This is a genomic window from Paraburkholderia sp. GAS334 (assembly GCF_050436625.1).
Classification (GTDB): domain Bacteria; phylum Pseudomonadota; class Gammaproteobacteria; order Burkholderiales; family Burkholderiaceae; genus Paraburkholderia.
In genome coordinates this window covers 72,171-86,415 of record NZ_JBNDMO010000001.1, presented here as the reverse complement: position 1 = coordinate 86,415, position 14,245 = coordinate 72,171, and the positions used below count along the sequence as shown (strand labels likewise).

Here is a 14,245-nt window from a genome sequence, read left to right as displayed (position 1 = left end):
GGGCGCCGTTCCGACAAGTTTCTCCAAAGCCGCCCTCTGGGCGGCTTTTCTTTTGCGCGCGACACCCGTAATCCTGCCTTTTGTACCGCTTGAAACTTTTCGACGTGGCTGCGTGTCTCGTGTCCTTCACATGCGAGCCGCACCGGGCTTGCTTAAGTTTCATAAGCGACCACAGAGCCACACTGACGGAGTAGCCCTTGATGGGCTGGAAGCTGGTGTGCCCAAACTGTTGAGCATCGCCGCGCCTTGCTTGAAGGGATGAGCGCCCAATCTTGTTCTGTGTTGCGTGCTTAAGCTGCCAATAGCTTCGAGGGGTCCACCTCAAGCGCTTCCGCAATTTTCTGGAGATTGTCGAGAGTGATATTTGTCACTGCACGCTCGACTTGGCTTATGTAAGTGCGATGAAATCCACAAGCCTCGCTGAGCCGTTCCTGCGACACCTTTCTTTCTAATCTCAACTGCCGCACGTGTTCCGCCAGTCGGCGGCGAAGCCACGGGTCTACGGCCTTCTTATCAATTTCGTCCATGCGCCGCAGAGTGTCGCAACACGGCGCGTACGTCTACCTCTCAAACATCTACTGTGTTTACATATACTGTTTAAACATCTACAATTGGAGCCACATTAGTGACGCGCTCGCGATGTCTGAAAACATCCCCGCGCTGCTCGGCGTTTAATTGAAAAGCCTCGGGGCCACGCATTCGGCAATTTTCGGGGCGTGTGTAACCGCGAGACCGGAACAAGACAAGCATGGTTTTCGTTTTCTTCTGCATTGGTGGCGTTCTAGGACCCATGCACCAGCATGCGTCCTTGACGACGCGCGAAAACGCACCCGAGGCTACTCGCTCGCTCGAGGCGGATGTGTCGTTGCTCGGGAGGACGCTCGATGCATTTCCCGGCGTGGTGGTTGTGGTCGGAAATGACTGGCCGTTCTATTACGACATCGGGCTTTTGCGGCGAGAATGCCGTGAGTTCGGGCGACGCGTCGTCAATGTCGTCAAAACACTGGGAGGCTCGAAGGAGCAGGCGGTGCTCGACTTCATGTCCGGTCGCGCCGAGCCGTTCATTGTTATCGCTTCACCGGATTTTGAGTTTACGGAACTGACGGCTTCTAGACGCATCGATGTCGACCTCGAACACGGGTTCGATGACGAAGCACGTGCTGGTCTTCTCGAACATCTGGATACGCTCGGAGTGTATGCATCGAATCCGCTATCGGAAGATGACATGCTGCGGGCCACTGTTGTTTCGCGAGACGTGCGACGCGCGCAGAAATACATATCACCCATTCGTGCAAGGGAGGATGTGGCGTTCCAGCACAAGCTCCGCTCTCTCATGAGCGAGGAGGCAATGAGGTGAAGCTTCAGATTGCGTCAGATTTGCATCACGAACTCGCCATCTCAGGTTGTCCGATGTCGCGACCGGTTCCACTCGCGGACGGTAACGTCGATGTGCTGGTGCTTGCAGGAGACATCCATAACCAGCTACGCGCGATAGATTTGTACTTCGACTATCCAGTACCGGTCGTCTACGTGTGCGGCAATCACGAATTTTATGACAGTGAGATGGCCACGCTGCTATCGGATATGAGGCGAAGGGCGATGGGGACCTCCGTCCAATTGTTTGAGAAAGACGAATTCGTTCTGCAGGACGTTCGATTCCTCGGGACCTGCCTATGGACGGACTATTGCGCATTCCCGTTGGCGTTGAACGAGTCTATGGAGTTTGCGGGGACGCATCTATTGGACCATCGCAGAATCCGAAAACCCAATCACGGTCGGTTTGAACCCGAAGACGCTGTCGCCGAGCAGCGCGAGGCGCTCAGCTTTCTCGTGAGAAAAATCCGAAAGCCGTTCGCGGGGAAGACGGTTGTCGTTACGCACCACGCTCCTAGCGCACGTTCCGTACACCCGACGGAGCAGAGAAATCCGCTTGTTCCGGCGTTTGCGAGCAATTTGGAGTTTCTTGTTTCGGAGGCGGATGTCTGGATTCACGGACACATTCACACGTCCAGCGACTACCAGCTCGGGAATTGTAGAGTCATTTGTAACCCGCGCGGCTACCCAGGTCGCAACCGTCAACGCCCGGAGCTGCCGTACGAAAACGCCCGATTCGACCCGGAGAAGGTTATCGATGTCTGAAGCGAACGGCTCTGTGCATTCCCCGCCACCAGGTCCCCTTGCGGTATTGGAGTCGTGCAGTCGTGACGAGTTGTTGGCAATCGTCGCAATCGTTGAGGCGCTGGCGCTTGAACAGCGCTGGGCTAGTTTGTACGAATTTCTGTTCGACAGAAGTCCTCCACCATTGGATGAGGCTCATGCGACAACGCCGGAGCAATACCAAACGTAGCAGCGACGAAAGCGTGCATTCACTTCAGATTGAGCTGACCGATGCTCTCGAGCGTGGAGCTACTGACGCGGTAAAGGAACTAAGTCCACGACAGTTCGTGGACTTGATGACGCGTTCGTCATTCGAAATCGGGCGAATATTCAAACGAGGTTTACGCGACGCGCTCTATGAGCGACACCGTGAAGCTAGCAAACGCAGCTGAAAATTCCGAAACGCACAAAGGGAGAACAAATGTCGCTATATCTGCATCGACGTGGCGAGGGGCCAATGACTGTCCAGTTAGAGCGATGGTCAATACGCCGTTTCCAGGAGGGCGCGCTGCACTTTGTGGGCTTTTCCCTCGACAGTTACGATGGACGCGTGAGCACCAAAATTCTCGAGCTGGACGCAGCGAACCGCACGGGTCGCACCGAGAGCGGTCGGGCATATATTTTAGTTGGACCGGCGGGCGGCGACCGCGACGCCGAGTATGTCTGGAACAAAGTATGGCGTTCGATAGGCGGCGGTCAGGCATGGACTGATGTCACTGAAGAACTCGTTCCTGGCACGCGACGTTCGCGTACAGCGTGAAGTCGTCGACCGCCGAGGAGCGGGTCATGTGGACCGCTCGCGCATATACGGGCGAATATCTGCGCTCGCCTGATGGACTCGGTCTCTTGTCGGCACGATTCGGCAGCCGCGAGTGGCCGGAAAACACGGCATTGCCTTTCGACGCCGCCGGCAAGTGTCTACTCTGCCTGCTCAGCGACTTGAAGGTTGCGTCCCGATACTATTTGCCGATTGACCCTGCGGCGAAACCGACACGGTTCGTCGATTTCGGCGGCGTGCCGGTAGACGCCGAAGAATACCTGGACCCAAATGATGTCCCATATCTCCGTTTGCAGAAGCGTATCTCGGAAATCAAACCCAGCGACAGCCATCGTGATTCAGCGTCTTTGGCAAAGCCGACTTGAAATCGGATTGCAGCGCGGACGACCACGCATTGCGCGTGTAGAGCGCGTTAGGCACTTTCGGTCAGACTTGGTAACCTGGCGGGATGAAAGAACGCAAACCCTACCCGACGGATGTATCGGATGAGGAATGGAGCTTCGCCGCTCCCTACCTTACCTTGATGAATGAAGGCACACCGCAGCGCAGAGCCTGTTTGAGGGCCTGCGCCGTGCGTTCAATATTTTCCGCCGCGCGTATCCGCAGTCGTTGAAAAAGAATAGGGCAGCCTCGGCTGCCCTTTTTTGTTTGCCACCGCGTGCGGTCAAACTTTCGGCAAGCTTGTGGTCGGGTCAGGGGCCGGGTCGAAGTGCGAACCTGCTGCAGCCGCTGCGTCTTGCGCTGCACCCGTCGCGTGTTGCAACACGAGGGCAGCAACGCGAGCATTGTTCAACGCCAGGGTCGTTGCCGTGGAGTCCCCAGACTTCACGGCAGCCTGATACTTGTCGGTGGCATCCTTCGCGCCCGTGTAGGCCGTGTTGTACGCGTCATTTGCCGTCTTCAGGCCTGTGGTGGCTTTCGTCGCAGCGTCGGCCCCGCACGAAGGCGACTGCAGCGCCCCATCTGAAGGCACACTCTCACACTTCTGGCGCTAACAGCAGTACGGCCCCTGCGAGAACTGACATGAAGCATCAGGAAGGTATGCGCAAACGACCTTCATCGCCTTCTGTCGGTGGCGATATTCCGATGACCAACGCTGCTTCCCCGTTGCTTTCGCCGCAGCCCACTTCGCATCCTGAAAGTTGCCCACCCAGTGTCGACAGACTCGGATGTTCCGGCGCGGCAATGAGTCCGCCATCGTCGACAGGTCTTATCGTGCCGCCCCACGCCCACTATGAAGCAACTGGATTTGGGTGGGAGTGCAATATTGGATATGTACAGAATGGTGACGCATGTGTCGCGCTGCACGTTCCAGTCCATGCGCACCTCGATATTTCCGGTCATGGCTGGTTCTGCGACGACGGGTTTATCCAGAGCGGAGACGTTTGCGTACGCTGAGAGCTGTGCTGAGTATGCCTGTCGCATGAATTCTGCGGTTCCCGAAGTGGCCAACGTCGAAAAGGCACACTCTAAAGTATGGATAGGTTATGTCGTTGGCATGCGACACGACTCGCGTAGCACGGCTGCCGCATCCAGCGGCCTCCTTTTGTCGGACGGTCGTCAAAACACATGTAAACTCAAGCTCTCGGTCGTAACGACCATCGACAGAACGGGGGATGGCATGTCGACCAAGCCGCGAGAGCTTCTGCACCGACTGTTCGAATACATCGAGGAGCAACTGAAGCAGGCCGACCCACGGGGCTTTGTGATTGGCAAATCCCTAACGCCACGATTCTTTCAGAAAGATTTAGCGGCTCTACCAGGAGTGGCGTTTGACGTCACCGAGCCCGGTGACCACATCTGGCTTAAGGTCGACCGTTTGGAAGCGAACCATCCGCCAGCGGTCGCGTCGGAATACGCCCACCTTATTCGCTTCACCGATGACCCGGCCGGGGCGGTACCGCACCTGGACGAGCTGGAGTTTGCTCGCGTCCTGCACGAGGCAAAAGCCGAAAAGGATGAGGCACTGCACGAGGACATTGAAAACGAGCTCCGCACGCGAGTGGACGCGGCACTCGTCGGTTACACAAGCCACTGGCAGGAGTGGGCGGCCATCGAGAGGCCCCGGCGTCGGTCGATTTCACTCTACGGCGACCTGTTTGCGCTCAAGCACCAACTGCAGGCTGAGCAGACCGCCAATCCAATCGAGTTCGTCTGGGGCTTGGGAATCGCGTCTTGGACACTGTCCTTCGAGGATAAACCATTTGATTTCCAATATCCGCTGCTCACCCAGCCCCTGGAAATCGCCCTCGACGACAACTCGATGGCGCTGGAGGTTCGCCCGCGCGCGACCGACCCGCGTTGCGAGATGGACGCCTTTGTCGGCGTAGGCGTACTGGGTGCGGCCGACTGCGAAAAGGCGATGCGCGAGCATATCGCGCGGCACCGCGAAACGCCTGTCTCGCCATTCAGTCCCTCGAGTTACGCTGATGTCCTCAAGCTCGCGGCTCGAAATCTGGACAGCCGGGGCACGTACGTCGAAGTTCTGAGCGCCGGCAAAGATGCCCCCGCCGCTGGCGAACATCTCGTCGTCAGTGACTCCTGGGTGTTGTTTGCACGGCCAAAGTCGAACAATTTTCTGGTCGAGGACCTGAAAAACATTCGCCATAAGCTCGAGGAGGGGTGCGATATCCCTGCTGGGCCGCTGGCCTTGGTGTCCCCGCCGTCAAACGTCCCAATTTCCTACGAAGCCGTAAACTTCCGGGGGCTGTCTGGTCGCGGAACCAGTTCTGGCCCGAGCGGTGGAAGCGCGCCGCAGGAACTCTATTTCCCGTTGCCCTACAACCAGGAGCAGGTCACCATCGTCCAGCGCCTTGAGCGTGCCGCTGGAGTCACCGTTCAAGGGCCGCCAGGGACAACTGCGACCGGCTCTCCCTTCAGAGTACCAAACCCAAATAGTCGATGTTCGACCCGGTCTCCTTCGTCGAATGACCGTTGTTTGGTCCCCATTTATCAATCTCCTGAATTGATTCTGCGAAACAGTATGATGCTCCGAGGCAGCGACAAGGCCGAGAGCTACGGCCGGTCGCGCTTTGTGCAGCTTCAGTGTTGCTCCCGCAAACTCCGAGGACGCGAGTTTCCCAGTGCCTTACAGGTAGGCCGGTGTTGCGCCGCCAAGATTGATATTTGGGCGACTTACTATCGTACGAGGACCGGATGCTCTCCCGTGCGGTCCGCTCAGCTGCCACGGCAAACAGCCGCGTACGGCTGCCCAACTGCTCGGCGTCATTCGGAGTATCAGTAGCTACCTGGCTGCGCTCTCGTTTGTCACCCATTTAAATTGAGCAGAGTTAAATGCCGTGAGTCACAACCTCATGTCCAACCACCTGACCCCGGGGACGGACGCCAGGGCGGCCATCTCTCTGGCGCTCGGGCTAGGAGGCGCCTATCGGACTCGCAAGCCCCAAAATGAAAAACCCAGTCGTTCAAGACTGGGTTCTGTAATCAACCGCCACATCAAACTTTTGTCCGGTACTTGCCGCGCAGTTTGACCTTTTGTGCAACGCGTCTGCCGCCATGCCGACCTAGTTGGCTACGTATGGCCTTGATTTTATTGCGAACTTCGGACAATGAAGCGCTAGCGACGTTTGGGACGCCGCTACTGGCCCCCGGTTTGCCTCTCACTTCAGGCCCCGTATCGAGGCGCTTCTGCGCGACCGCATCCAAAGCCGTTCTATCGGAGCCTACGCCATCGCGTGTCTGACGGTCATGCCGCTCTGTCACGTACGCCCGTGCAGCTTCAGGCGACATCGGTTTCGTCAATTTCAGCAGCACATCTCGTAAGCTGGCGCTCATAGTTCAATCCCCCTTTCTTGCATATAGACACCGAGGCGCTTCCAGCTGGGTGAGTCGAGGCCAAGGTCAAAAGATACCATTACCTCGTCGCCATGCTCCAACCATTGGTTGAGACCCTCCTCAGTATCCACTAATTCTATGATTCTATTGCATTTTTTGAATTTCTGCTCAAGCTTCGGGGCGACCGTCGCAGGGATGGCTGCATCGAAACCCATACTCGGCCAGACGTAGTATCCCCGCATGGGATATTTTGAGTCATAGAAGCTCCGAATGTTGCCCACTGCCCATGCTTCAATACGCGTTATCTGAACCGTGCCTGCTTTCGCCAAATCCGACGCCCCGAAGATTTCGTGAATCACACACCGTGGCCCAATACCCTGGTTTGAAAATTCCTCTTTCAGGTCAAGTACCCGATTCTGGATGTGGAAGCTGTACGTGTCATCGGCATTCTGAATCAGGTATCGCCACATCGCTCCTTGGAAAATTTCATTTTCCACTTGAAATCTAATAGCCTGTTCATCCGTGGAAACTGTAATCTCGCTCCCTTTGGGAGCTCCAGTGAGCTTTGCAATCTCGCGACCTGATATCCACTCCTCAATGGAACTCGCAGCGCCGTCAAATTTGACGCTAACATTGTCGAAGTCAAACCATTTTCTTGTTATTTCATCCACTTCGCGCCCCGAAGATATAATCGCTTATGCGACGCCCACTATTGGAGGATAGGCTCGCTCCCAGCAAATTCTTGCACGCATATGCATACTCCGTCTACCACACATGCTGGATAACAACGGAAAACTAATCGAACACGGTCAGGTCCACATTTCAAACCAATCCGATAGACTTCCGGGAACTGCTCGAACATTGCCACCAGGGCTGCCGTCAGCTTCCAGACTTCCTGCGTAGCCAGGTATGGGTGAAGACCGCATCGAGAGCCTAATCGCGTCAATCTCACGCGCATTGCCAAAAGCGTTGTAGTAGATTGAACCACGCCCAAGGGTTGGGTGGCTAGCGCTAATGAACATGTGAGGCGAAATGGCGAGTACGTCTTCAAGGACTTTTGAGCGACGCTTTAAGCTTCTTCTTTCCGATGGGTTCTTTGCCGCGCAGATTCCACCATGTTTCACATCGAACCGCCTGGCAGCTAGGCACCGGCATCTTGCGCAAATCTGGGATAGGATAAAAGAGGGGCGATGCGCGGAAGAGACATCGTTCGAGCGATACTCCGTCGCTCGTGTTGGTCACAGCCGGCGACCAATAGCGATTACCAATCCGGTCTCGTATTTCTTCCTTGCTCGCTGTATTGCGCTGGAGTGGCAGAAACTTGCACGGCTGATGCGAAGAAGCAAGCTCAGTTTGAGTTTTCCGGAAATCGGAGAACCAGGAAGCCGTGCTATCAGCATTACTCCAGTGAAGCAACTGAACGAAAAAAGACTTCTACGGTCAGCCGGAGCGAGGTATCTTTTAGTCAGTGACATATCGCAGTTCTTCCCCAGTATCTATACGCATGCTATAGCGTGGGCCGTAGAGGGTAAGCAGAAAGCGAAGAGCAAGGCGGCGCGGCGTGATAAAACTTTGCTGGGAAATCGACTTGATGAACTCGTGCGATTTACTCAGTCTAACCAAACGGTAGGCATACCAATTGGACCTGACACTTCACACATAATCGCGGAACTAGTCGGGGTGGCGGTAGACCTAGAGTTGCGCAAGCGTCTAGGATTCTGGCCAAAGGGATATCGCCACGTGGACGATTTCTGTCTTTGCTTTGACACGGAAAATGACGCCGCTCAGGCATACTCAAAACTATCGGAGTCTCTTGCCACCTTCGAATTGAAAGTTAATATACAAAAGACAAAAATCGTTCGAGTCAGTGAGTTCCAATATGATTCGTGGGTTCATGAGTTTGACTCTTTTGCTTTTTCGACCGGCAAGGTTGCACAACGACGTGACCTCCATCGGTTTTTCGACGTGGCTTTCGCACTTGCTCAGCGATTCGATGACGAGAATGTGATGCAGTACGCTTTGCGGCGCGTAGAGACCGAGATTGTGAAGAGCAAGAACTGGGACGTGTTTGCAGCGTACCTCATGCGCTGCATGGATGCGTATCCAAACACCATTCCGACGTGCGTGATGATTATTGACACCTACAATAGGTACTGGCCAGCAACTTCATTTGACCCGGAAGCTTGGCATGCCTTTGTGTCTAACCAGGTAGCGTTACACGCGCCCATCGAACGTCACAGCGAGGTCGCTTGGTTGCTTTGGCTCTCACTCCGCTTAAACCTAAAATTGAGAACGGTAGCGGTCAGGATGCTGGAGCAAATGCAGAGTTCGGTCTGCTTGCTGCTCGCGTTGGCTCTCGAGGCGAAAGGCCTATTGCAGAGTAAGCTGGCGCGCAATCGAATGCCCCGACACACGATGACAGAGGACCTGTACGGAGAGAACTGGTTGCTGGCATATGAAGGTGCGGCGCAGGGGTGGTTGAAGTCGGCGGTGAACCTGGTCAAGACCGATAGGTACTTTGGCAAACTTATGGAACAGGGGATTACTTTTTTGGACCTGTCTCGTGAGCCAGAGCCAGTATTCTCGTTCAAAGGTGTCGACGCGACTCCCTTCTCCACCCCGGCATCGGTCTTTGATAGCGACGGGGACGTGTACGACTATTTCACTTTCAACGAGTCCGACGAGGACTATCTAGGCCGGAGAACTCGGAGCGACGTTGACGCCGATGACGGTGAGGACGCAAACGAGGAGACTTTGGACGTAGACGATGACTGGTCTGATTTGTTGTAAAAACTCAGGTCAATCTACGTTGAGGGGCTAACTCCGGCAGCTCGTTGTAGCACCTGCGGTGCACATACTAGTACTTATGTCGTGTCATATCATCAACGGTATTTTGACAAGTGATGCTTCACGGCCAGGTCTCTCAAAACGATGAGGCGGACTGGTCGGCGCATAAACGGCTACCACTTGTTCGCATTGCTTGACGGTAGGGCTCGTCAAACCGTTAGTCATGCGAAATCAAAGACTACGTTGGCACGACTGGGCACATACTTAGATAGGCGCATCGGCCGCAATGCCTGCCTGTCGACGGTCCCCTGTCCCCTGCCTGCATCCGAATCGCGGCTTTGAACGCTGCAGTTTTCGTGGGTGCTTGGCTAAGTGGTACATCAATGTGTTTTTCAACGAGTAGCGTATGCAGCATCATTGGACGAGGTTTCTTTCCTTCGATTTCAAGCAGCATTGGTCTGAGTAGTGATGCTGTCGTCGAGGAGCCTTTGGCCGAAAAGCGAATCAAATGCAGCTTCGAGGATGACCCGCTGCCGGTCTCTATGAGCCATGGCAGTTCCACTTCGACTCCACCAATCTTTGCCACGAGCATTTCACCGAAGGTGCCGCTGTTCCCTCGAACGACCGCCAGCCCTCGTTTGCAAACGTTGATTGCATCGCGAATGAGTCCAGGGTCCTCGACTTTGCTGGGAAGGTGATAGCTTGCCCACGCTGCCGCAAATGCGTCCTTAGGCAAAACACCATCTTTCACTACAGCCTTCAGGGTATCCATCACTGCCCAGCGTGCCCTTACGGCGATGTCGGTTTCCTGCTCCCGCGAGAGTTGGAGGCGGTACCGATAGTGATGTTGCAGGGGACATCTCGAATACGCTTCGAATTCGTCAAATTGAACTCGTTGTACTTCGGACGCTTGCGGACTGACGCTCGGAACATATGCCTCGCTCTCCTCGCTGGCGTTGAAGGACCGTTTTTTGTATGTAGCCGCTTCGGATTTGAGTTGGACAGGTCTTCCCTTTGTTCCAAACTCCACGTTCTCGTAGAGCCGAAGATGTAACTTTGCTCTAGACAACGCCACATAGAACAGGTTGTTGCGCTCAACTGCGGTCTCGAATTTGTATTCCTCTTCGCTGCTTCCAAGAACGCTCGGAGGTACTAGGTCGATAATCGATTCGGGAGCGCCCCATTTCGGCTCTTCAGGCCCGTATGCATCAGCGTCGACATATCCAATATGCACGGCTTCAAATTCGAGCCCTTTGCTTCCATGGACTGTCAGGAGACGTACGGCGTCCATTTCTGATGCTTCGGGCGGTAGCTCCCTATCGGAATGTGTTTCGCCGATGCGTTGCCTCAGTTGTTGCCGCAGAAGGTATCTGGACAGTCGGGCTTGTCTGACATCCCCGTCTCCATTGCGTACTGAATACGCGAACTGCCACAGCGCTATGCGGATTGTTTGCGCTTCAAGCGAGTCGTCATCGGGGTTGGGTAGTCCAAACCGGCGTTCAAGGAGAACATCGCACACGAAGTGCCACGGATTCGAGTGGCGGGTGAAGCCGGCAAGGAGCGATTGGAGTCGAACGCTAGCGACAATCCCTTGCGCTGATAAACTTGAGGGAGCACTTCCGAGCCAGCGACCACGTTGCCATTTGATATCACCGTGCGAACAGTCCAGCAGAGCGGCAATGTCGCGCATGGGCATACCCAAGCCAGGTTGGTCCGCCAATCCAACCAATGCCCTAGGTTCGCGTTCGCACAACAGTTGCATGAGGCAGAGCAACCGCTTTATCTCAGAGCGCTGCGCAAGTTCGCCGATATATAAGGTACGAACGCCAGCATCGCGCAGCCGCTCGGCCAGGAACTCCACGTCGGCGCCTTTTCTGCAAAGTACCGCCTGATGCCTAAATTCAATGCCATCGCTCTCATGCTGGATAATCTTCTGCGCGATTGCAGCATGAATGTCTGCACGAGAATCACAGGAAATCAGCTCAGGAAGGATAGAGCTCTTTCCATTGACCGCATGCATTGTGTCGAGCGGTAACTGTGCTTCCAGCACATGAACCCGCCCCGCAACACTGAAAAGGTCAAGAATCTCGGTCGAGCTGCGCCGGTTCGAATCGAGCGAGTATTTTCGAACCGTCGATGCATCACCTGCGGTCCGAAAAGCGTGCTCGAACTTCATGAGACTTTTTACTGAAGCGCCTCGCCAATGATGAATCGCCTGCCGGACATCTCCGACAACCCAGAGGGATTTAGCGTTGACGGCTAGTTGTCGCACCAACATCACCATCGCCTCGGTAACGTCCTGATACTCATCTACGAGCACATGCTCGAAGTGATTGGCCAATTCGGCGACACTGTTTCTGTCATCGCGTATTCTCAATGCAGATTTCGCAACAAGGTCCACAAAGTCCACCATCTTCGCGTCTCGCAACGCTCCTTCGTGGGCTTCGTATAGTGACGCGATGTCTTCTCGCTGATGCTGCAATTCCTCAGATACCGGTTCGAGAGCAGCGAGGCGTGACCGATATTCCTCGGGATTAACGAGTTCCTCTTTCAGTCGTTGTATGCATTTGATAACAGTCTGCAACCAGTCATACGGGTCCTCCACTCGCAGGTAGTACCTTAAGTCGACCTGCGGCAGGCTTCGAATGAGTAACGACATCTGGTGCAACTTGTCAGCAACAAGAACATCGGCGTCAAGGCCGAAGTGCTGATGGTATTTGCGCAGGAACTCAAGTCCGAAGGCGTGGAATGTGCCCGCCCAGATATCTGATGCGCGCTGTATCCCTGCGTTGCGGAGCCGCTCGACCAACTCCAAGGCAGCCTTGTTCGTGAAAGTTAGAACGAGGATTCGACTCGGGTCGACGCCTTGCTGCTCGATGAGGTATTTGACGCGGTGGACGAGGGTCGTTGTTTTGCCTGTTCCAGGACCCGCGACGACGTTCACGAACCTTTCGCGGGCTTCGGCAGCGGCCTTCTGGTCACTGCTCGGTGCGGGCAATGTCTTCGGTACGCCCGGTACGGATATGGGAAGCAGCAGGGCATCCAGCAGTTGAAGCCGGACAAGTTCGAGAGGGAGAACAAACTCCTTCGCAATCTGGTAGGTTCCTGTTCCTGCTCGCCAAAGCTCGCTCGCGGCTTGCCTTGGCAAGAGCAATTCACGGGCGAAAACATTGGCCTGCAGTTCCTGTCTTTCTCTCGCGCCATACGCCTCTACCTTGACTGCAGCGGGAGTGCCCTCGGTTGCAACCAACGATTTGAGATGCGCGATTGTGAGTTGCGGCTTATCCGCATCTAGAGCCCAGTGGCCCAGTTCATGCGCGACGAGATAAGCGTACTCAGGGTCTTTGACATCGTCACGAACATAGATAAAACATTCGCCACGCTCAAGTACCGCCCCTCCACCGCCGAGCGCCGCAAAGCCGGCTGGAACCTTCTCAATAGCTAGATTCAGTTCGCTTTCGACAAATGAAAGCAGCTCCAGACTAGTCGGAATATGTGTTGCGCAATGCTGCACAAGGCGTTGCCGAAGCGCGTGCGCCTCGGTTCGAGCGCGCTCAAATGGGTTCATTGAGACATTTAATCTTTGAACTGCAACAGTTTGGTGGTCTCATCGTCCGGCAAGCCAAGTGATTTGACAGCATCTTCCCACGTTTGTGGAACGAGTTGCACGTAAGGCTTGCCTTCTTCCGCTTTGTATGCGGGAACGGTCGCCGACTGAAATGAGTCCGCGAAAACTTGCGATAGCGCTGCAGCTGACACTTCTAATTTTATCGACAAAGACTTCAGCAGCGCCCTCGGGGTCTGGATTTTTCCTGCAAGCATTCCGCTCATAAGCCCCCCTTGTTTGCCGATGCCGACGTCTTGGGCAAGTTTGCGCACGGCTGGGCCTTTCACCTTGACGACTGCCGCGCGCGCTAGCGCCAACTCCGCCGCAGTTGCAGCTTGCGCTGCCGCTACTTCATGCTTTGACAGTGCCTCCGTCATGCACATAGCGACTAATTGAGAAGCAGACTTACCATACTCCTTGGCGGTGAGCTTCATTCGAATAGCCAGATGCCGGTTTAGTCGAACCATCCATTGCGTAGTTTCGTCGCCTTCGAGTGCGCTTAACTTCGACTCATAGCTGTCCAGCAATTTTCGCGGACTTTCGCAAAGACTTCGCTTTTCGAATTCCTCAAATCCTTCAGACACCAACTCTCGTGCAATGGCTGCAAGCGAATCTCCGCGCAGGTCAGCAAGAGCGTTCACGGACGTTTGAAGCGCCTTTTTGCTGCTTACGCCAATAGTGTCTTGCCGTTCTTTTGTCCGGATAGACGCGTCTGCGAACTGCTGTGTCTCACCTTGCATCATTGCCTCCGCTGCTTGCATTGGTAGTCGGACCCGATTGAGTAATTCTTGATATTCCGGGACCCAGCGCTCGCCGACCCACGCCTCACGCACGTTGTCACTCAACGCTGTCATCATTTGAATAGCGGCGATTTGAGCAGTCTCGGCGCTGACGCTTAGCTTTGCAGCATTCGGCAGCGCGACGACACACTTTACCAACGAAGCCTGCTCGTCATGACTGAATTTCGCCGTGGTCGACATTGCCCACACGAGCCGCGCCCATTCGCCGAGAATGCAAGCTGCGCGTTGGACATCACTTTGGGTCAGAATATCGGATTGCATGCTGGACGGTCTAAATAAGTGAGTCTAGTATAGGCGTGTATCAACAATATATCAATTGCC

At 55.0% G+C, this 14,245-nt stretch carries 11 protein-coding genes and 1 pseudogene; 7 read left to right on the top strand and 5 right to left on the bottom strand.

Features of this window, described 5'->3' with window-relative positions; translation table 11 throughout:
* Positions 1–290: 290 nt before the first annotated feature.
* Positions 291–527, bottom strand: coding sequence for a helix-turn-helix domain-containing protein (locus P3T21_RS00325; RefSeq protein WP_408409072.1), 237 nt, complete (start codon positions 525–527; stop codon positions 291–293).
* Between the two features lie 221 nt (positions 528–748).
* Between P3T21_RS00325 and P3T21_RS00320 the strand changes: the two genes are divergently transcribed.
* The 5 genes and pseudogenes from P3T21_RS00320 to P3T21_RS00300 form a co-directional block, all read left to right on the top strand.
* Positions 749–1,357: a hypothetical protein gene (locus P3T21_RS00320; RefSeq protein ID WP_429253943.1), complete on the top strand. Its 609-nt coding sequence runs from the start codon at positions 749–751 to the stop codon at positions 1,355–1,357.
* Positions 1,354–2,139, top strand: coding sequence for a metallophosphoesterase (locus P3T21_RS00315; RefSeq protein ID WP_429253942.1), 786 nt, complete (start codon positions 1,354–1,356; stop codon positions 2,137–2,139). Before P3T21_RS00320 ends, P3T21_RS00315 begins: the two co-directional genes overlap by 4 nt.
* Before the next feature lie 439 nt (positions 2,140–2,578).
* Entirely contained in the window at positions 2,579–2,917 is a 339-nt protein-coding gene (locus tag P3T21_RS00310; protein ID WP_429253941.1) for a hypothetical protein, read from the top strand.
* Between the two features lie 26 nt (positions 2,918–2,943).
* Positions 2,944–3,300, top strand: a complete 357-nt coding sequence (locus tag P3T21_RS00305; RefSeq protein WP_429253940.1) for a hypothetical protein — start codon at positions 2,944–2,946, stop codon at positions 3,298–3,300.
* An 83-nt stretch (positions 3,301–3,383) separates the two neighbouring features.
* Positions 3,384–3,545, top strand: a pseudogene (locus P3T21_RS00300) (transposase); the annotation flags it as partial.
* 54 nt (positions 3,546–3,599) lie between these two features.
* Here P3T21_RS00300 and P3T21_RS00295 read toward each other — a convergent pair.
* Entirely contained in the window at positions 3,600–3,908 is a 309-nt protein-coding gene (locus tag P3T21_RS00295; protein ID WP_429253939.1) for a hypothetical protein, read from the bottom strand.
* 648 nt (positions 3,909–4,556) lie between these two features.
* Between P3T21_RS00295 and P3T21_RS00290 the strand changes: the two genes are divergently transcribed.
* Positions 4,557–6,179 carry a hypothetical protein gene (locus tag P3T21_RS00290; protein ID WP_429253938.1) on the top strand — a complete coding sequence of 541 codons (1,623 nt, stop codon included), beginning with the start codon at positions 4,557–4,559 and terminating at the stop codon, positions 6,177–6,179.
* A 547-nt stretch (positions 6,180–6,726) separates the two neighbouring features.
* Here P3T21_RS00290 and P3T21_RS00285 read toward each other — a convergent pair.
* Positions 6,727–7,401, bottom strand: coding sequence for a hypothetical protein (locus P3T21_RS00285; protein WP_429253937.1), 675 nt, complete (start codon positions 7,399–7,401; stop codon positions 6,727–6,729).
* 361 nt (positions 7,402–7,762) lie between these two features.
* On the opposite strand from P3T21_RS00285, the gene P3T21_RS00280 reads away from it, so the two are divergent.
* On the top strand, positions 7,763–9,520 hold the full coding sequence (locus P3T21_RS00280) for an RNA-directed DNA polymerase (RefSeq protein ID WP_429253936.1): 1,758 nt from the start codon (positions 7,763–7,765) through the stop codon (positions 9,518–9,520).
* A 235-nt stretch (positions 9,521–9,755) separates the two neighbouring features.
* Here P3T21_RS00280 and P3T21_RS00275 read toward each other — a convergent pair whose 3' ends face one another.
* Positions 9,756–13,085, bottom strand: a complete 3,330-nt coding sequence (locus P3T21_RS00275) for a UvrD-helicase domain-containing protein (protein ID WP_429253935.1) — start codon at positions 13,083–13,085, stop codon at positions 9,756–9,758.
* Positions 13,086–13,093: 8 nt separating this feature from the next.
* On the bottom strand, positions 13,094–14,185 hold the full coding sequence (locus P3T21_RS00270) for a hypothetical protein (protein WP_429253934.1): 1,092 nt from the start codon (positions 14,183–14,185) through the stop codon (positions 13,094–13,096).
* Positions 14,186–14,245 lie beyond the last annotated feature (60 nt).

Coding starts and splice junctions, on each gene's coding strand:
- P3T21_RS00325 (WP_408409072.1), bottom strand. CDS start 527: ATGGACGAAATTGATAAGAAGGCCGTAGACCCGTGGCTTCGCCGCCGA.
- P3T21_RS00320 (WP_429253943.1), top strand. CDS start 749: ATGGTTTTCGTTTTCTTCTGCATTGGTGGCGTTCTAGGACCCATGCAC.
- P3T21_RS00310 (WP_429253941.1), top strand. CDS start 2,579: ATGTCGCTATATCTGCATCGACGTGGCGAGGGGCCAATGACTGTCCAG.
- P3T21_RS00305 (WP_429253940.1), top strand. CDS start 2,944: ATGTGGACCGCTCGCGCATATACGGGCGAATATCTGCGCTCGCCTGAT.
- P3T21_RS00290 (WP_429253938.1), top strand. CDS start 4,557: ATGTCGACCAAGCCGCGAGAGCTTCTGCACCGACTGTTCGAATACATC.
- P3T21_RS00280 (WP_429253936.1), top strand. CDS start 7,763: ATGGCGAGTACGTCTTCAAGGACTTTTGAGCGACGCTTTAAGCTTCTT.
- P3T21_RS00275 (WP_429253935.1), bottom strand. CDS start 13,085: ATGAACCCATTTGAGCGCGCTCGAACCGAGGCGCACGCGCTTCGGCAA.
- P3T21_RS00270 (WP_429253934.1), bottom strand. CDS start 14,185: ATGCAATCCGATATTCTGACCCAAAGTGATGTCCAACGCGCAGCTTGC.